17 protein-coding genes are annotated in these 18,038 nt (G+C 42.6%); 10 read left to right on the forward strand and 7 right to left on the reverse strand.

What is annotated here, in order from left to right; all coding sequences use genetic code 11:
• Positions 1-310 precede the first annotated feature (310 nt).
• Together LW728_RS07470 and LW728_RS07475 are read left to right on the forward strand one after the other, a co-directional pair.
• A complete protein-coding gene (locus LW728_RS07470; protein WP_069474623.1) occupies positions 311-487 on the forward strand; it encodes a DUF4089 domain-containing protein in 177 nt (58 codons plus the stop codon).
• Positions 484-1,815, forward strand: coding sequence for an AtzE family amidohydrolase (locus LW728_RS07475; RefSeq protein ID WP_287670480.1), 1,332 nt, complete (start codon positions 484-486; stop codon positions 1,813-1,815). Before LW728_RS07470 ends, LW728_RS07475 begins: the two co-directional genes overlap by 4 nt.
• Before the next feature lie 86 nt (positions 1,816-1,901).
• Here the strand turns inward: LW728_RS07475 and LW728_RS07480 are convergent, their stop codons facing one another.
• Entirely contained in the window at positions 1,902-3,071 is a 1,170-nt protein-coding gene (locus tag LW728_RS07480; RefSeq protein WP_287766051.1) for a glycosyltransferase family protein, read from the reverse strand.
• Positions 3,072-3,236: 165 nt separating this feature from the next.
• Between LW728_RS07480 and LW728_RS07485 the strand changes: the two genes are divergently transcribed.
• A complete protein-coding gene (locus LW728_RS07485; protein WP_287766054.1) occupies positions 3,237-4,514 on the forward strand; it encodes a glycosyltransferase in 1,278 nt (425 codons plus the stop codon).
• Entirely contained in the window at positions 4,501-5,292 is a 792-nt protein-coding gene (locus LW728_RS07490; protein ID WP_287766057.1) for an MOSC domain-containing protein, read from the forward strand. The genes LW728_RS07485 and LW728_RS07490 overlap by 14 nt, the downstream gene beginning before the upstream one ends.
• 82 nt (positions 5,293-5,374) lie before the next feature.
• On the opposite strand, the gene LW728_RS07495 is transcribed toward LW728_RS07490, so the two are convergent.
• On the reverse strand, positions 5,375-5,812 hold the full coding sequence (locus tag LW728_RS07495; RefSeq protein WP_287766059.1) for a hypothetical protein: 438 nt from the start codon (positions 5,810-5,812) through the stop codon (positions 5,375-5,377).
• 59 nt (positions 5,813-5,871) lie between these two features.
• Complete coding sequence (locus tag LW728_RS07500) at positions 5,872-6,795, reverse strand: hypothetical protein (RefSeq protein WP_079207924.1); 924 nt, start codon at positions 6,793-6,795, stop codon at positions 5,872-5,874.
• Positions 6,796-7,014: 219 nt separating this feature from the next.
• On the opposite strand from LW728_RS07500, the gene LW728_RS07505 reads away from it, so the two are divergent.
• The 5 genes from LW728_RS07505 to LW728_RS07525 all read left to right on the forward strand — a co-directional run bounded on the left by LW728_RS07505 (position 7,015) and on the right by LW728_RS07525 (position 12,532).
• Positions 7,015-8,076 (forward strand): Mrp/NBP35 family ATP-binding protein, encoded by a 1,062-nt coding sequence (locus LW728_RS07505; protein ID WP_002758983.1) that lies wholly within the window; start codon positions 7,015-7,017, stop codon positions 8,074-8,076.
• 211 nt (positions 8,077-8,287) lie between these two features.
• On the forward strand, positions 8,288-9,568 hold the full coding sequence (gene rodA, locus LW728_RS07510; RefSeq protein WP_287766061.1) for a rod shape-determining protein RodA: 1,281 nt from the start codon (positions 8,288-8,290) through the stop codon (positions 9,566-9,568).
• A 522-nt stretch (positions 9,569-10,090) separates the two neighbouring features.
• Positions 10,091-10,243, forward strand: coding sequence for a microviridin/marinostatin family tricyclic proteinase inhibitor (locus LW728_RS07515; protein WP_008201950.1), 153 nt, complete (start codon positions 10,091-10,093; stop codon positions 10,241-10,243).
• 278 nt (positions 10,244-10,521) lie between these two features.
• Complete coding sequence (locus LW728_RS07520; RefSeq protein WP_287670499.1) at positions 10,522-11,502, forward strand: MvdC family ATP-grasp ribosomal peptide maturase; 981 nt, start codon at positions 10,522-10,524, stop codon at positions 11,500-11,502.
• A 55-nt stretch (positions 11,503-11,557) separates the two neighbouring features.
• Positions 11,558-12,532: an MvdD family ATP-grasp ribosomal peptide maturase gene (locus LW728_RS07525; RefSeq protein WP_002801149.1), complete on the forward strand. Its 975-nt coding sequence runs from the start codon at positions 11,558-11,560 to the stop codon at positions 12,530-12,532.
• Positions 12,533-12,740: 208 nt separating this feature from the next.
• Here the strand turns inward: LW728_RS07525 and LW728_RS07530 are convergent, their stop codons facing one another.
• The 4 genes from LW728_RS07530 to LW728_RS07545 form a co-directional block, all read right to left on the reverse strand.
• Positions 12,741-13,274, reverse strand: a complete 534-nt coding sequence (locus tag LW728_RS07530) for a GNAT family N-acetyltransferase (RefSeq protein WP_287670503.1) — start codon at positions 13,272-13,274, stop codon at positions 12,741-12,743.
• Between the two features lie 137 nt (positions 13,275-13,411).
• Positions 13,412-15,475, reverse strand: coding sequence for an ABC transporter ATP-binding protein/permease (locus LW728_RS07535; protein ID WP_002801146.1), 2,064 nt, complete (start codon positions 15,473-15,475; stop codon positions 13,412-13,414).
• Positions 15,476-15,701: 226 nt separating this feature from the next.
• Complete coding sequence (locus LW728_RS07540) at positions 15,702-15,956, reverse strand: DUF7219 family protein (protein ID WP_002740468.1); 255 nt, start codon at positions 15,954-15,956, stop codon at positions 15,702-15,704.
• Positions 15,957-16,054: 98 nt separating this feature from the next.
• Complete coding sequence (locus LW728_RS07545) at positions 16,055-16,999, reverse strand: NAD(P)/FAD-dependent oxidoreductase (RefSeq protein WP_287766065.1); 945 nt, start codon at positions 16,997-16,999, stop codon at positions 16,055-16,057.
• A gap of 97 nt (positions 17,000-17,096) precedes the next feature.
• On the opposite strand from LW728_RS07545, the gene LW728_RS07550 reads away from it, so the two are divergent.
• Complete coding sequence (locus LW728_RS07550; RefSeq protein ID WP_287766067.1) at positions 17,097-17,924, forward strand: YaaW family protein; 828 nt, start codon at positions 17,097-17,099, stop codon at positions 17,922-17,924.
• Positions 17,925-18,038: the final 114 nt, after the last annotated feature.

The raw sequence follows: 18,038 nt of genomic DNA on the forward strand, positions 1-18,038 counted from the left end.
ACCAGTAGTCTTCAGTAGCTTTTAATTTTCATTCTCTTGAAAGGGGAGACTTGTTACCTCTTGTTTTTGGTCATATATAAGTTTAATTTAATCGGGGGGTGAAGGAGGGGAAAATATCTCAATATACAGTTCTAGGATCCTATCTCAGGTTATGATCCTAGGTAGTCGGTGGTCAAGAACAAATTTAAGTTATACTTCCTGCCTAGGCATAGCTATTGTATTTACAGGAGATTTTCTCTTATATCCTAGCAATTTTCACAGGTTAACTAGGTGTCGATTGATCCCCTTCACCCCAGCCAGAATGAAATCTATGAATAATTCCGAAGAATACGTTATAATCATGGCGAAAATCCTAGATTTAACCATTCCCGATCGCTATTTAAATTCTGTGGTTGAAAACTGGCAACGCTTGCAAGAAATCGCCAGTTTAGTGACAGAATTTCCCTTAGAGGATGACGGGGAAAGCGCCCTCAGCTTTGAACCATGACTATTTCTGTGAGCGATTTAGCTCGATCGATCCAAAATCGTCAAACTAGCGCCTTAGAAGTTATTAGCCAGACTTTGGCAGTGATAGAGGCGAAAAATCGCCATTTAAATTGCTTTACCGACATTTTACAGCCTAGGGCGCTCGCTCAAGCCCAAAAAATCGATCAAGCGATCGCCAATGGGGAATCCGTCGGCCCCTTGGCAGGAGTCCCCTTCGCCGTCAAAAATCTCTTTGATATCGAGGGTATTGTCACCCTTGCTGGTTCCAAAATCAATCGAGATCACCCTGCCGCCGGACAAGATGCGATCGCTATTCAAACCCTAGAAGCGGCCGGGGCAGTTTTGGTGGGGGCGACCAATATGGATGAGTACGCCTACGGTTTTGTCACCGAAAATGCCCATTATGGAGCCACTGCCAACCCCCTCGATCCTAGTCGCGTCTCGGGAGGATCCTCCGGCGGTTCCGCCGCTGCCGTTGCCGCTAATTTAGTGCCTCTCGCCCTCGGTTCCGATACTAATGGTTCGGTGAGGGTTCCCGCCGCTTGCTGTGGCGTAGTGGGGCTAAAACCCACCTTTGGGCGCGTATCCCGTCAGGGCCTATTTTTGTTCGTTAGTAGTTTGGATCATCTGGGATTTTTTAGCGGCAATGTGGCGGATATGGCGGCTATTTGGCGTGTTTTTGCCAAAAATAACCTTAAAGCTCCTTTAAATGGCTTAGAGGGGGTAAAAATAGCCCTTGCCGACGATTATTTTCAGCAGGGAGCCAAACCGGAAGTAATCGAGGCGGTGACAGCGATCGCCGAACGTTTGGGAGTGAGCCAAAAAATCACCATTCCCGAAACCGCCCGCGCCAGAGCAGCCGCCTATATAATTACCGCTTCTGAGGGGGCAAATTGGCATTTACCGCGTTTACAGACCAGATTAGAGGATTTTGACCCCGCAACCCGGGATCGCTTCTTGGCAGGGGCATTAATTCCCTCTAGCTGGTATTTACAGGCTCAACGTTTTCGCCGTTGGTATCGCGATCGTCTGCGAGAGATTTTCACCGAAGTCGATATTATCCTCACCCCGACGATTCCCTGTATTGCGCCGCCGTTAGGAGTAGAAAAAATGATTATTGACGGGCAAGAGCTATTAATTAGACCTAATTTAGGCAGATTCACCCAACCTTTTTCTTTTATCGGTTTACCTGCCCTTTCTTTGCCGATTAAACGTTCATCCAGGCTACCTTTAGGTTTGCAAATCATCGCCGCTCCTGATCGCGAAGACTTAATCCTAAGCGTAGCAAGGGTTTTAGAGGAAATGCTGATAGATATCCCGCACCAGTGAGATTTCAAGGGCTTACTTCCCCTTAAAATCCCTAATTTAGGCACTTATTAAACGAAAAGGTCATTTTTCCAGTCTAAGTAAACAATCTACTGACTGGGAGACTCCTTTTCAATCACATCTAACCAAGCGGCGGCCGATCGCTCCCAAGTGTCAGTTAGGGCAATTTGACGACATCTTTCGCGCTCTTGGGCTAAAAGCTGGGGATTTTTCAGTAATTCGACGATTTTCCGGGCTATAGCTTCCTGAGTAGCCGGATCGGTTACTTCCCCCGGCACTTTCACACAGTAGTCCTTTTCTCGAAAAACGGCAAAATCCGTCACCACTGGCAGACAACCCACCACTGCCGACTCGCGCACGGAAATACAATCGATCTCACGATAGGTGCAACCGTAGTAATGAATAGCAGAGCGAGCTTTTTCCTCGATTAGTTGACGATAACCGATCATTCCGCGATCAACTACCCCCGGACTAGCTTTAATCAAAGCGATTAAATTATCGCGCCATTCTCTGCGATCGCTATAGCCATCCCGTTTAGTAAAACCATAGTAGAGATGTAACTCAGCTGCGGGAATTGCCGCCTTGATAATCGGCCAGCCATGCTTTAACATTGACTCTAGGCCTCGATAATAACGAGAGGCATAGACTAGACGATAAGGAAGATGCTCGCTTTCTGGCACCGTCTCACTTACAGCCAAAAGAGAAGCATCAATACCATTAGGAACAATCGGACATTGATGATCGGGACAGAAATCCAGTAAATCCCGTTGATATTGGCTTTTACAGAAAATTTTGTCGTATCTAGCCAAAATTTCGGGGGTATAGGAGGCTGCCGGAACTTTAATATCTTGCCAATCAAAAAAAATTCGTTCTGCCTTGGTACCAGGACGGCAATAGGTGGGATGACGAGAGATCACCAATGTCTCAAAGCGATCCTGCCAATTCATCTGGTAATAATTAACATAGCGAATACCGTCCTGTTCCCCTTCCATACCCTCACAATTGCCAAAAATTGTCACTTTATAGCCGCGTTTCGTCCATTCCTGCGCTAAAAAAGCCACCGATGCCTGGGTGCCACTAGCCCCGCGTTGCCAAATTTCCGCCGGACGCATGGGACGATATTTTTCTGTGTAAATAACGATCGATTTTTTCGGCCAACGACGGGCGCTCAAACGCTGTTTAATTTGAAATAGGGAAGGTGCGCTCGCCCTTAGCCATTGTTTGAGATTAGATTGTAGGGATGGAGTAGCTTGTGACACTCTTTTTCTCCAAGATCGAGGGAAAATAGGGGCGATGGGTGATGGAGTCTTAGTTCCTTGAATTTAACTCGATTTCTCGACTCAGTAGAACAATTCGAGCCTATCATATAATAGGTTCAAGTCAAAAATCAATCTTTTTATTGATATCTATCTGTAAGTAAATCTATGAAAATTGTCATCCCGATCTTATTTTATCGCAAAGGAGGAGTAGAAAGAGTCATTATCTCTTTAATACCTAGCTTATTAGAATACGTCGAACAAATTATTATCGTCCTCCCTCGTAATGATATTGAATATTTTAAGTCTTTAATGCCAGATTCTGATAAACTTATCTACGAAAATTTTGATTTTTATCCCCAGAGTTTTGAGACAAAATTAATCTATTTTTATGGTCTTATAGCGAATTTTTACAAAACCCTAAGACTGAATTATATTCATCGTCTTTTCTCTCGTAGAATTGAATTTTTACGCATCGAAGCAAGAATTAATCAGATTATCAATCGTTACCAAGCTGATCACTGTTTGTATGGGATGACTAATCGGATTTCTCCCCCCAATGTCAAGGTTACTTTAAGTGGCATTATTTATGATGTGTTTTGGCAATTTGCTCCCTTAACTTACTCAGAATCCTATCAAGAACCCTACAATGAAGCGTTAAAAGAATGGTTAGATCGGGCCGATCTACTGTTCACAATTTCCCAAAAAACTAAAGACGATGTTTTAAAAGTTTTTCCCAATGCTACCTATGCTAGTAAATTAAAAGCTGTACCCTTAGCGGGATTTATCGAGCAGTCTAATCCCAAGATTGATCTAGTCAAAAGTGAGCTAGTTACTTTTTATTTTCCCTCCTCTTTTGGTATCTACAAAGATCATCTGACTTTACTCAAAGCAGCTATGACACTAGCTAAAAAAGGTTTAAAATTTCAAATAGTTTTTATCGGCAAAGAAACCGATAATCTAGTTAGTGGAAATCTGCAATTATCTCAACAGTCCCAAACTCAAGAATATCAAGATTATCTCAAAGAATGTACCCGACTTTATCGGGAAAATCAAGAAATTTTCGAGAGTCATATCAAGGGATTAGGTTATCAAGACTATGAAACCTTGCAATTTTATTATCAAACCTGTTCCTCTGTGGTATTTCCCTCAAAATACGAAGGTTTTGGATTAGCAATAGCAGAAGCAATTTTACAAGGTATTCCCGTTATCGCTTCCGATTTAGAAGTGTTTCAAGAACAGGTAGAATTATATAATTGTCCCGAAAGAGTGCAATTCTATCCTAGGGGAGATGCGGACAGTTTAGCCAATTGTTTAGAACAATTTATCCTCAATCCAATTCCTCGCTTGTTCCCCGAAGATATCCCCAATAAAATTAATCTCTGGACTTGGGAAGATGTGGCCAAAAAATATGTAGAAATACTGAAAGAAAATGCAGGTTACTGATCTCTATATCTACCCGATTAAATCCTGTCGAGGTATTCAATTATCCCAAGCTGAAGTGACTCCTAAAGGTTTACTCTGGGATCGAGAAATGATGTTAGTGGATGGCAAGGGTAAATTTATCACCCAAAGGGAATATCCGCAATTAGCCAGGGTTTCTATCACGATGACAGGAGATAACTTTTCTCTGAAAACATCTCAAGATTCCCTAACTTTTTGTCCTAATTTCACAGGAGAAAAAAGAGCGGTTCAAATCTGGGAATCTCAAACCATAGCCATGGATCAAGGGGATGAAATCGCCGAATGGTTCGAGAAAATTCTCGACATTCCCTGTCGTTTAGTGCGACAATCTCCCGATTATCCACGTCCCGCGAATCCTCGCTATGCAGGGAACGATCATACTCCCGTCAGCTTTGCCGATGGTTATCCAATTTTATTAACTAATACTGCTTCTTTAGAGGACTTAAATCGGCGTTTAGTTGCACCGGTGCCGATGAATCGTTTTCGGCCTAATATTGTTATTAGTAGCGATCGAGCTTTTAGCGAAAGTAGTTGGCAAAAGATCACAATTGGAGAGATAAATTATGCCCTAGTTAAACCCTGTAGTCGCTGTATTATCACCACCACCGATCAAGAAACGGGTAGGAGAAATCCCCAGCAAGAACCTTTAAAAACCTTAAGCACTTTTCGCAGTTTCCCGGGGGGAATTATGTTCGGAGAAAATGTCATCCCCGAAAAGACAGGTACAATTAAAGTCGGCGATCCTATTACCGTAATCTAGAGATATAGGGGCAGCCCTTTCAAGGTCAGTCAAATAAAACCGGAAATACTGGCAACCAACTCTTGAAAAGCTAAAAATATGCCTAGAAATCAGCACCGAACTCTTGACGGAGGGAGCGCAGTATATCCGTCCCCAAAGTTGTCTCACCAGTTTGTACTAACCAACGTTCCAAGTTACGATTGGCATCGATAAACTTCTGGGATGAGTCTCCCTTGTATCCGACCACTAATCCATCCGAACAAACGATCCACTCGAATCCAGCGATCGCACCTCTGGGATTACTGAGGATCACCCCTCGATAACCCAAATTGCCACTAGGTTCACCAGCTTTGGTAGGGGACAAACGCTGCAGTTGTTGGAGTAGTTCCTGACTATCGCGCTCGTTAAGAGTCCAATGGGGATTGGGACGACCACTAAATATATCGAGTTCTACTTGCACGATCGCCTCCACTGTCTGAGTGTAAACTATTAGGCCGAGCAGGCAAAAGAGGGGTATGGCGATCACCACAATTGCTGCCACCTTTCCCCTCCTTCCCTCAGGTTCTATCTTAGCCATCTAACTGACCTGAGTTGAAACGTTTAACGAATTTTTTGGCTCTTACAAGTATAGAAATAGCCGCAAAATTGCGTATAAATTCCGCGATTACAGGTTTGGGGATTTGTAATCACCCGGTTACTATTATCAACATTTCTGACCGGCGTGGAACCAGGTTTATGACTCCAGAAACCCTCTTTATTCAGTCGATACCAGTGGAAATCTCGTCCTGGAGCTATAACTAGGGCCACCAGATAGCGAGGGGCTTCGGAGGCGGGGAAACAATTATAACGTACATGTAAGCCATCACACAGGGAAGCTCGGGTCACTTCCGCACAGGTGAGCGAGCGATACATACTACCACAACCGCGTCCGGGTTGGGCAAAGGTATCGGTGCGTTTGTTACTGGCGTAATTGTAGCAGTTATTGTTCCGCAGGATAGTTGCGTTGTTGTTCCAGAAATTGGGATTATAAGCTCCCAATTCGTATTGGCAGGCGGCCTTGGGGGTTTCGAGGGGGATTTCCACAGCTTCGGGGGATAATTCTAATCCTTCCGTATCGAGGAGCGTCAAGCGCTCACCTACATATAATTGTTCCTGCAAAAACCCCTGTAGATCTTCATCTAAAGATAGAGCTTCTTCTTCAGGGGTCATTCTGGTGGTTATTTCAGCACTATTGATTAAACCGACCAGTCTTTCGGCAATAGCATTGGCTTTAGAACTGGTAGCATACTGTCCAGCCGCTAGATAAATACTCTCTGGCAGATTGTAATTGCGGCCTACCTCATCGTTGAGGGGTTCTACTAAAAATCCCCGTAATCCTAGACCAGCGTTGGCTGGTGCCGATTTAGCGATGACACTAGCATTATTAGCGATTTCCCGCAGGGTAGCGCGAATTTCCTGTTCATCGCTGATAATCCACTCTGGATTCGCTCGTCCAGAATATAGATCCGCAGTAATTTTTAACATCTTTTTTCCCTTTGTTTGAAGTCAACAACCTTGTCTTAGGTGTTCAGTCACTTGTCCCACGAGTGTCAAATTTATGCACTCGCAAAAGTGACTTGCTCCCAGATGATCCCACTATACATTTAAGAAAATACGGGAGCATCTCTCTTAGGCCATAAGTAGAAATATCAAGGTTAAGATAAATAACCATAAGAACAATACTTGACTAGAGACACTGAAACCATGCCCCTTGATACCGCCTCGATTTTAGAAGTATTACGTCCCGTTCAAGATCCGGAACTGCAAAAAAGCCTAGTGGAATTGAACATGATCCGCAATGTGGCGATCGATGGCGGAAAAGTTAGCTTTACCCTAGTTTTGACCACTCCTGCCTGTCCTTTGCGCGAATTTATCGTGGAAGACTGCCAAAAAGCCGTTAAACAGCTGCCCGGGGTGGAAAGTGTCGCCGTGGCAGTAACTGCCGAAACCCCGCAACAAAAAGCTTTACCCGATCGCCAAGGCGTGGAGGGGGTTAAAAATATTATCGCCGTTTCCAGTGGTAAGGGCGGTGTGGGGAAAAGTACCGTGGCTGTCAATATCGCCGTCGCCTTAGCTCATTTAGGGGCAAAAGTGGGGCTATTAGACGCGGACATCTACGGCCCCAACGCCCCGACAATGTTGGGCTTAAATGACGCACAAGTGACCGTACAGGGCGCAAATGGCGAGATATTGGAACCCGCTTTCAACCATGGCATCAAAATGGTTTCCATGGGCTTTTTGATCAACCCCGATCAACCGGTAATCTGGCGCGGTCCGATGTTAAACGGCATTATCCGTCAGTTTCTCTATCAAGTCAATTGGGGCGATTTAGACTATTTAATCGTCGATATGCCTCCCGGTACCGGGGATGCACAATTAACTTTAATTCAATCAGTCCCCCTAGCGGGTGCGGTGATTGTCACCACTCCCCAGACGGTTTCTTTAATTGATGCGCGTCGGGGTTTAAAAATGTTCCAACAGCTAGGGGCGCGGGTTTTGGGTATCGTGGAAAATATGAGTTATTTTATCCCTCCCGATCAGCCCGATCGCTCCTATGATCTATTTGGGTCCGGTGGTGGGGAAAAAACCTCGCAAGAATTGGGCATTCCTTTACTGGGATGTGTACCTCTGGAGATAGCCCTCCGGGAAGGCGGTGATACTGGTGTACCAGTGGTTTTGGGGCAACCAGAATCGGCCTCAGCTAAAGCCCTAATAGCGATCGCTCGTCAGGTGGCGGCGAAAGTATCCGTGGCAGCCTATAGTTAGGGTTTGCGGCAAAAAGTTTTCCCTAGGGGCAGGGTGTGGGGTGTAGGGTGTAGGGTTTTACCCATTTTCAGGGAAAAAGTCCCTAAATTTTCCCCCCGATCACTCCAATGTCCGGTGCTTTTGGATTTCAAAAAGGTCTAAAAGTCTTATCGAACAATGTTTTTAGATTTATTCAGCAAACCCTAGTTAGTTAGTAAATTTGGGGAGAGAAATGGTGAGAAGACAGTCCCTTATTAGTAGGAAACTAAGCGGTTTTAGTGAGCAGTTTAGCTTCATTTTCCGGGATATAGCCCAAATGGATCGGCTTTTGTTCGTTTTGGTGACGGGTTTAACCGTTTTCGGTGGTTTAATGATTCGTAGTGCCGAAAGAAACACCACCGCTCTCGACTGGTGGCAACACTGGTTATTCGGGTCCGTGGGAGTGGCGATCGCTTTATTTCTGGCCCGTTGTCGTTACGAAAGTCTGCTGAAATGGCACTGGTTAACCTATCTTCTTACCAATCTCTCCCTAATTGCGGTAATTGTCCTAGGGGTGACGGCGAATGGGGCGCAAAGTTGGATTAATATCGGCAGTTTTAACGTGCAACCGTCGGAATTTGCCAAGGTAGGTTTAATTATCACCCTAGCAGCCCTCCTACATCATCGTCCCGCCGATAATCTTTTTGCGATCGCTCGTGTTTTTGCCGTCACTGCCATCCCCTGGGTGTTAATTATGGCGCAGCCGGACTTGGGGACAGGATTAGTCTTTGGTGCAATTACCCTAGGCATGATTTACTGGGCTAATGCGAAACTACCTTGGATGATTATCCTGTTATCTCCCCTCGCATCGGTTTTTCTGTTTAATTTACTTTTTCCTGCTTGGATTGTTTTAGCAATTATCATCGCTGTGCTTGCTTGGTTTACCCTTCCCTACCGTTTTTTATCTACTTTCATCGTGGTGGCAACTAATCTGGCAGTGGGTAAATTAGGCGAGGTTTTTTGGGGTTTATTAAAAGAATATCAAAAAGATCGTTTAACCCTATTTCTTCACCCAGAAAAGAATCCTTTGGGGGGAGGTTATCAATTAATTCAATCCCGCATTGCCATCGGATCCGGAGAATTATTGGGACGGGGATTACACCAAGGCACCCAAACCCAATTAAATTTTATTCCCGAACAACACACCGATTTTATCTTCTCCGTAGTCGGGGAAGAATTCGGTTTTGTCGGCAGTATTCTAGTTTTAATAGCTTTCTGGTTAGTTTGTTGGCGTTTGTTAGTCATTGCTAATACTGCTAAAGAAAACTTCGGTTCTTTAATAGCGATCGGTGTTCTCTCGATGATCGCTTTTCAGGCAATTCTTAATATTAGCATGACCGTGGGATTAGCCCCGATTACAGGGATTCCTCTACCTTGGTTAAGTTATGGACGTTCATCTTTATTAACCAATTTTATCGCCTTGGGTTTAGTGGAATCCGTGGCTAATTATCGCCCCCGTAAGCGTTTGTACTAAGTAGTTGTACAGCTATCAGTTATCAGTGATCAGTTATCAGATTTGAGTTTTAAGTGTGGAGTATTAAATCCCACTTTCCGCACTTCTTAACATTCAATTGATGATTTTTACTAATATATTCCTTCCAAACCCTTGCCAGTAAGAATTATAACTACAATGATGGATTTTGATCAAGGTGAAGAATTGTCAATTTTTTTCTCAGAAAAAATCAATTATTGAAAATGTTCTCAATAGTAGTTTCTACAATCAAGGTTTTTCGTTAAAACATCTTGGGGAATGTAAAAATATATAAAAGTATATGAAGATGTGCTGAATGTCGGATTTAGCAGAAATTTTTCTTAAGTGCTTGACATTTGCCAGATTAGTGCTTATGATGTTTTCCATCACCCAAACAAAGGCAAATTATTTGCACAATCCCAATTCTGAAAGCCATGCACAGCAAAGCTTTCAAGGGTTAGTACGGGTTGTTAGTTTTGTCTGAGTGATTAAACCTATTCACTCGAAATTACCAGAGGAATAAATATGGCATATCCCAACGATCAACAAGGTAAAGCACTTCCTTTCTTTGCTCGTTTCTTGTCCGTAAGCAAAGAGGAATCTTCCATCAAGTCTCCTTCCCCTGAGCGTGAATATAATGTTACACTCAAATACCCTTCTGACTGGGAAGAGTTTTAAACTCAGGTTACTTGAGTAATTGCAGCACTTTTCTTGATTACACCGTACAGACAAAAAGCTAAAGGAGCCACTAAGCAAGGCTCGCAGCCAAAAAAACTGCACGTTGAGATCCTGAGAAGTGCTGTCAACTAAATTTAGTAATTACTCAAGAAAAAAACAAATACTGCAATTAGTTAAGCAAAAGCAGCAATTTTTGCCGCCTTTTATTGAGATTCTGTCCAATAAATACCAGCCCAAAAGCCTTAAAATGGGTTAAAATATAGAGATTTGCAATTGACATGAAAGAATCGCCTAAAGTTGTTTTATTGTTGACCCATAGCGGCGATTTTTTCACGATTGACCGCGTGGCTGAGGCGATAGAAAAAAAAGGAGCCACACCTTTTCGCTTAGATACCGATAAATTTCCCTTAGAGGTTCAATTAGCAGCCCAATTTAATGGGAAAAAAAGTTTTTATCAATTAACCTATAACCATCAATCTATTGATAGTCAACAGGTGCAATCTGTTTGGACAAGACGTATTTGGCAACCTGAACTAACAGGGGATTTAGATCCTCAGTTTCGGGAGGTTTGTGTGCGAGAATCCCAGACGACTTTGGCCGGTTTTTGGGATAGTTTAAGGTCAGCGCGTTGGTTAGATAATTTAGCGCAAATTGAGAAGGCTAAAAATAAGTTATTACAACTTCGTTTGGCCTCAGAAGTTGGCTTAATTATTCCCCCCACTTTAGTTACCAATAATCCTGATGCTGCCCGGGAGTTTTTTTCCCAGGTTCAGGGACGAATGGTGAGTAAATTGTTAACTGCGATCGCCCGCAGTATGGAGTCGCCGGAATTTTTTCTTTATACCAGTAGGGTGAAAGCAGAAGACCTTGAGGAAGCGGAATCTTTACGTTATTGTCCCATGGTTTTTCAAGCGGAAATTCCCAAACAATTAGAATTGAGAATTGTCGTGGTTAATGGACAGACATTTGTGGGAGCTTTAGAATCTTCTCAGTATAATAATTCTGCCGTAGATTGGCGAAGACCTGGTATTGATCCTGGTGCTTGGCAACATCATACTTTACCTGATTCACTATTGCAGCAACTTCAGATTTTTATGGCTAATTTAGGGTTGAATTTTGGGGCGTTTGATTTTATCTTAACTCCTGGGGGAGAATACGTTTTTTTAGAAGTTAATCCGGGTGGTGAGTGGGGAATGTTAGAACGGGATTTAGATTTACCTATTTCTCATGCGATCGCCGATTTTTTAGTCTTCGGTTGATCGGCAAAGCTCGCACTGAAAAAAAATTGTTAATCCTAAGTTTTCAAGGAGATTTATGACCGTTTTAATTGTTACTTTTAGCCACGATAATGAAAGTATTCCTCTGGTAATCAAAGCCATAGAAACGATGGGGAAAAAAGCCTTCCGTTTTGATACCGATCGCTTCCCTACAGAGGTAAAAGTTGATCTTTACTCAGGCGGTCAAAAAGGCGGAATTATTACCGATGGAGAACAAAAATTAGAGCTAAAAGAAGTTTCTTCTGTCTGGTATCGACGCATGAGATACGGACTAAAATTACCCGATGGGATGGATAGTCAATTTCGCGAAGCTTCTCTTAAGGAATGTCGGTTAAGTATTCGAGGAATGATTGCTAGTTTATCTGGCTTTCATCTTGACCCAATTGCTAAGGTAGATCATGCCAATCATAAACAATTGCAGTTACAAGTAGCGCAACAATTAGGTTTATTAATTCCGGGGACTTTAACTTCTAATAATCCTGAAGCTGTCAAGCAATTTGCTCAGGAGTTTGAAGCGACAGGAATTGTGACTAAAATGCTTTCTCAATTTGCTATTTATGGAGACAAGCAAGAGGAAATGGTTGTTTTTACCAGTCCTGTTACTAAGGAAGACCTAGATAATTTGGAAGGTTTGCAATTTTGTCCCATGACTTTTCAGGAAAACATTCCTAAAGCTTTGGAATTACGCATCACTATCGTCGGTGAACAAATATTTACGGCGGCGATTAATTCCCAACAATTAGACGGTGCTATCTACGATTGGCGAAAAGAGGGAAGAGCGCTCCATCAACAATGGCAACCCTACGATTTACCGAAAACTATTGAAAAACAACTACTAGAATTAGTGAAATATTTCGGTCTTAATTATGGCGCAATTGATATGATTGTCACACCAGATGAACGTTATATCTTTTTAGAAATTAATCCCGTTGGCGAGTTTTTTTGGCTAGAACTTTATCCTCCTTATTTTCCTATCTCCCAGGCAATCGCTGAAATCCTTGTCAACTCATAAACTGGCAAAGACAGAGCCAGAGTATTTTATCGCATCGACGAGGCTCTGACTCCAGATTTCCCCCCCGACTCCTGACTTGAAAGAGGGTGTGGGGTGTAGAGTGTGGGGTGTAGGGTGTGGGAAGTGGGGAGTTTTCTCAGTGAACTGATAACTGATAACTGATAACTGATAACTGATAACTGACTCCTAACCCCACCAACAAACTTTTTCAGCAAACCCTACTTAATTTCCAGACCAAGACTTTCTCTCGTGCTTCTATCAGATTCATGCCTATTTTTTCTAAAACTCGCTTTGAAGCTATATTATCGGGAGCGCAGCCGGCGGTCACTGTTTGCATACCAGGTTGAGAAAGTGTCCAGTCCATCATTGCTTTTGTCGCCTCGGATGCGTAGCCTTGTCGTCGATATAACGGCGCTACTTGATAGCCAATTTCTACAGCATCTGTGGGTAAACCTGTGGCATCAGGAATAATTTTGATCATCACATGACCAATAAGGGTATTTTCTGTTTGATGAATAATTAAACTCCCCCACCCCCACTCATTTTGTAAGGGGAATTGCAGCAAAATATTGGCAATATCAGGGAAAGCTTGAATCAACTCTTGTTCGGCCCAGTCAGCTGCAACTTTTACCCCCAAAATTGTTGCTAATTCATCGATACCTATAATTGCGGCCTTGAGAAGTTCAAGCTTTAAGGGGACTAAATATAATCGTTCCGTCACCAGTTTTTCCAGTGCTTTCATTTGATAAAATTCCTATACCAGTTATCAGTTATCAGTGTTAATCAACTTACCCAGCAAAAACCTGATTCTCTAGTTCTCCTGAGAGGGGAAAGTCTGAATACTCTGTCTCAATTTCAATCTGTTTGTCACCCCATTAGCTATATTCTCACCCATTTTAAGGTTTTTGGGTCTTTATCGTAACGATAATTAAAACCATCTTTGGCAGTAATAATTTTACCTAAACTGGCACGACTCCGAACGTTACTTAAAGAATAATCAGTTAGGGACTGCATTTGTTGATGGGACAAACCTTCGGCTATTTCAGAAACTCCGGCAATTTCCGCATCATGCTCAGTTTTAACCTCAGACAAAGGCTCTATTTTTACCGCCGAGAAATTTTCTGATTTTTTTGATGTCATGACCAGGTCATTAACTTTTTTGCGCTGATAATCTTCTACAGTTGACAGCTGCCAATGGGAATTTTCTGTTAACTCTAAGACCCATCGATGATAATTAAATAAACTTTCCCGATGACCAACACTAATAAAAGTGGTTTCACTTGCCTGTAATTGCTGATATAAGCTGGCTTCATTGGCCAAATCTAAAGCGCTGGTTGCTTCATCTAAGATAGTAAAAGTGGGTTTAGTGATTAATAGTCGAGCAAAAGCTAATCTTTGCTGTTCTCCCAGAGATAAAATCTGTTCCCAATTGACTTGTTTATCTAAGGTATTTTTGTCAGTTAATAAATGTTGCAGGTTGACTTTTTTTAAGATGTTTTCTAATTCTTCATCGCTCACCTGCTCATTGGTATGGGGATAAAGTAATTGCTGGCGTAAAGTGCCAAGGATAATATAAGGACGTTGGGGTAAAAATAACATTTTAGCTAAAGGAGGACGCACTAAACGGCCGCTACCTGCTTTCCATAAACCGGCGATTGCTCGTAACAAGGAACTTTTTCCTCGACCACTGGGGCCAATAATCAGTAGGCTTTCTCCCAAAGGAACAGAAACCGATAAATTCTCCACAATTACCTTTTCATAATCGGGAGTTTGTAGGGTAAAATTTTCAAAAGCTAGACGATTATCTTCCAGGGTGATAATACGACTTAAGTTTTTCGGCTCTTCACTGGCAACTTTTAAGGCATCTGTTAAGGTAGCTAACCGTTCAATATAACTTGAAACTTTACCCGATGTTCCCCATTCAGTAATTAATTGTCCCAAGGCATTAGAAAAAAGGAAACAGCATAAACTCGCTTGACTAATTTCCCCATAATCGATTTCGTTTTTAATAAACATGGGGGTCAAAATAAACATTGAAAATACACTAATCGCTGACTGATAACCCCGATTAAAAAGATTATTAAACCGTTCCCAATTGATCAGTTTTTCCGAGCTTTGAATAACCCGTTCAAAACGGCCTTCAATGATTTTTTCTTCCTGCTCTTCTCCCTGAAAAAAAGCAATGGATTCGGCGTGGTTACGCACATGGGTTAAAGCATAATTATAATCAGCTTTATTATTAAGTTCAGATTGATTAATTTTGTTTAATTCTTGAGTTAGATAAATTGCTATTAAATTTCCTGCGAGCGTATAAATTATTAGATAAACCGCAATTTGCCGAGAAATTGTCCAAAGAATAATCGCAAAAGTAATCATTTGTAACCCTTTTTCCACGAAGGTGATTAACAACCTTAGGGTCATGGTCGTAATTGGTTCAATTTCTTGAGATAATCTTTGATCGGGATTTTTTAAGTTCGAGGTAAAATCAATGTTATAATAAGCGCGATAATTGAGATATTTTTTGACGGTTTGTTTCGTTAACCACTTATACCAATCTAAGGCTACTTTGCGACGAATAAATTGAGAAAAAGCAAATAACCCCGTTGTTCCTATAATCAACAAACTGGATAACCACAGCGTATTTAGATATTTAGAAAGATCTCTATCTTCAATAATAATATCGAGTACATAACGATTCCAGTAGCTACTAAAAGCTTCTACCCCCACCGTTGCCAAGATACTTAAAAGAATCAAAGCTGACATTCCCCAAGAAATGATCACATCTCCAAAGGCACGTCCATTTAACTCCGTTGGATACCAATAGGGTTGAGCCACAATTTTTAGGCTTTCCCAAAATTGACCAAATAGTGAAAAGGGATTCTTGGCCGACTGGTCGGACACAACAGGGTTTTCCGTTGCTTGTTTAGTAGTATATTGGGGCATCTAGATGCAATTGGCAGTTCTTTTACTGTTCTCTTGACAACTCAATATTACATTGTAGCGGGAGAATTACCCGTTTTTGTCTTTTGGTAACATTTTTATCTAGAAGATGAAAGCCAGCTATGGTCAGAAAGCTCTGACATAACTAAGAACTACTTGACCCACTTTTGTTACTGTGGCACTTTAGATACTAATTACTGTTTACTGATCACTGAAAAACCCCCATCTCTCAATCTCCGTGATCCTCAAAATGATTAGCTAGTAGGAATTTTTGACTGGTATTCAACTCTTGCCAAAGCTGGTTAATTTTCTCGTAAGCTTCCGTGGAGGTAAGCTTTCCCCCACTGTGTAAACCAGCGATAAAAGAGACTCTCAGGGCGAATTCCTGCAAGTTAGCGTTAAAAACTAAATTTTGTGGCGTGAATAAACCCCTGTAGCTGGTTTTAGGGTAGAGAAAGTTATCTTTAGAATTGAATTTTTCCATTGTTACCGACCCCCCAGTATAGGATATCTACATTATTATATATTTAAACTTTTGTTAACTTATGCTTAACCTAAGAATTTAAACCTGTCTCTAGATTCTTAAGAGAGTAGCTGCTGAACTTGATTAGCCGCCGCTATCCCAGAAGTTAAGGCCGTTTCTAGGGAAGAATTTCTCGATAAATCTCCTCCTTGACACCAATCACCACAGGCAACTAGAGGTAAAGGACTATTAACACTTAAACAGGGTACAGCTAAACCCTGACGGACTAAAGCATAACGCCAACGGTGAATCTGTGACCAATCGGGGAGAGGCAAAGAAGCACGAGAGAGCAAATCTAGCTTAACTGCTTCTAAATCCTCGCTATCGAGATATTTAACCGCAAAATCTCCACTACTATGCACAACAAAGACATAATCAGGGGATGATTGCCGTTTACTGCTATCAAGTCCTAACCAAGCGATATCGGTGGAGGGAGCAACTGCGGGTAAAGAATCGCCATAAGCTGCCATTACCGTTAAACAGGGATCGTAAACGATCGATCGCAATTCTGGCATAGTAGTTATGGGAGAGTTTTCTAACAATAACGCTGCTTGCGGGGCGGGAATAGCCAGGACAATCACCGAAAACTCCCCCCGAATTTGACCGTTATTGTTTAAAACCCATTTTCCTTGACGATTTTCCAGACGAGTAACCAGAAAATCTCGTTCAATTTCTAAACCTTGAGCTAAAAATTTCGCCACGCTATTGATGCCAGAAGGAGCAACATAGCTAGAATCAAACCAAGAAGTAACTATATTCTCTCTCAGGAGATTATCAATTAAAGCCGCCGTTTTTTCGCCCTGAATAGTCAAAAAAGGCAAGCCATGATCCACAGCCATCTCTTGATTGGCTCGATTAACCCGTCGCGTGGCTAAACGACCACCAATGCCTCTAGACTTATCAAATAGCTTAACAGTATAACCTCGATCGCACAACTGACGAGCGCAGGTTAACCCGGCTAAACCCGCACCAATGATCCCAACATTAATCGAAAAATTTGTCACTAGCCTTCCTAATCCTGTGAACCCTTGAGTTAATATTAGTAGTAATCAGCACTAGCGAAACTAAGTTGATTATTGGGGCTGAGGAGGACAAACCACATTGGACGAACTACGCACAGCTTTGGAGTTAGCCACCGAGGAGGAACTACAGCAAATCACTAACATCCTCTTTTGCCGTCGTTTTAACCCTCTCGATTATCTACGAGCGCCGGACGCAATCGCCGTTCAAAGTCAAGATTGGGATAGTTGGTTAGATAGCGTCGAGGATCGTTTTCGTTATTTGGCTGCCGATGGTGTGACAGTATTAAAAGGTCAAACCGAAAAAGTTAGTTATCGTCAAATTCTCGTCCGTGTCTGTCATTTCCTCAAGGTTCCCTACTCCCAAAAAATGCCGACAACGGAAATTGAAGCGGAAATCTATCTTCATCTGGTTAACAAAGCTTGGAAACGTCTCCCCCCATCGGAACAAAAATCCCTCTCGATTCAAATTCAAAAGGCGCTCGCGGATTCCCACACTCTCCAACCCTTACCCGTTCACCTACAACATAATCCCCTCGATATAGTCCTCAAAGGCAGTAGCGTCATCGCCGTTAATTCTATCCTGAAACCGATTCTGCTCAAACATATCGCCGGGCAGTTCGCTCTCCATTTTGCCCGCTATCAAGGGGCAAAGACTGCCCTAGTCCAGGGTGGGGCAATTGCTAATCAAATCGCCCTACAAACGGCTAAACAGGGCATGACTCGGGCGGCGGCCCGCTACGGAGCGGTCAGAACCGTGTTAAGTTTGGTGGGACCGGCTCTATGGGGTTGGTTTATTGCTGATCTCGGTTGGAAGGCGATCGCCACTGATTACGGCCGGATTATCCCGACTATTTTTGCCCTTGCCCAAATTCGTCTGACTCGTGAGGATTGTTGGCAACCTGCCTAGCTTGACATCCTCGCCGCCGTAAAACGGACGGCGATTCCCAAACCTCACGATTTAGGTTTCTGCTTCTTTCCCTTGCGGGGTTCCGCACCTGCCTTAACAGATTTACTCTGTTCT

Source organism: Microcystis sp. 49638_E5 (assembly GCF_021300285.1).
GTDB lineage: Bacteria > Cyanobacteriota > Cyanobacteriia > Cyanobacteriales > Microcystaceae > Microcystis > Microcystis aeruginosa_C.

Excerpts from the sequence above, each read along its gene's own strand:
- LW728_RS07470 (WP_069474623.1), top strand. The coding sequence starts at position 311 with ATGAATAATTCCGAAGAATACGTTATAATCATGGCGAAAATCCTAGAT.
- LW728_RS07475 (WP_287670480.1), top strand. The coding sequence starts at position 484 with ATGACTATTTCTGTGAGCGATTTAGCTCGATCGATCCAAAATCGTCAA.
- LW728_RS07485 (WP_287766054.1), top strand. The coding sequence starts at position 3,237 with ATGAAAATTGTCATCCCGATCTTATTTTATCGCAAAGGAGGAGTAGAA.
- LW728_RS07490 (WP_287766057.1), top strand. The coding sequence starts at position 4,501 with ATGCAGGTTACTGATCTCTATATCTACCCGATTAAATCCTGTCGAGGT.
- LW728_RS07500 (WP_079207924.1), bottom strand. The coding sequence starts at position 6,795 with ATGTTAAAAATTACTGCGGATCTATATTCTGGACGAGCGAATCCAGAG.
- LW728_RS07505 (WP_002758983.1), top strand. The coding sequence starts at position 7,015 with ATGCCCCTTGATACCGCCTCGATTTTAGAAGTATTACGTCCCGTTCAA.
- rodA (WP_287766061.1), top strand. The coding sequence starts at position 8,288 with ATGGTGAGAAGACAGTCCCTTATTAGTAGGAAACTAAGCGGTTTTAGT.
- LW728_RS07515 (WP_008201950.1), top strand. The coding sequence starts at position 10,091 with ATGGCATATCCCAACGATCAACAAGGTAAAGCACTTCCTTTCTTTGCT.
- LW728_RS07520 (WP_287670499.1), top strand. The coding sequence starts at position 10,522 with ATGAAAGAATCGCCTAAAGTTGTTTTATTGTTGACCCATAGCGGCGAT.
- LW728_RS07525 (WP_002801149.1), top strand. The coding sequence starts at position 11,558 with ATGACCGTTTTAATTGTTACTTTTAGCCACGATAATGAAAGTATTCCT.
- LW728_RS07530 (WP_287670503.1), bottom strand. The coding sequence starts at position 13,274 with ATGAAAGCACTGGAAAAACTGGTGACGGAACGATTATATTTAGTCCCC.
- LW728_RS07535 (WP_002801146.1), bottom strand. The coding sequence starts at position 15,475 with ATGCCCCAATATACTACTAAACAAGCAACGGAAAACCCTGTTGTGTCC.
- LW728_RS07540 (WP_002740468.1), bottom strand. The coding sequence starts at position 15,956 with ATGGAAAAATTCAATTCTAAAGATAACTTTCTCTACCCTAAAACCAGC.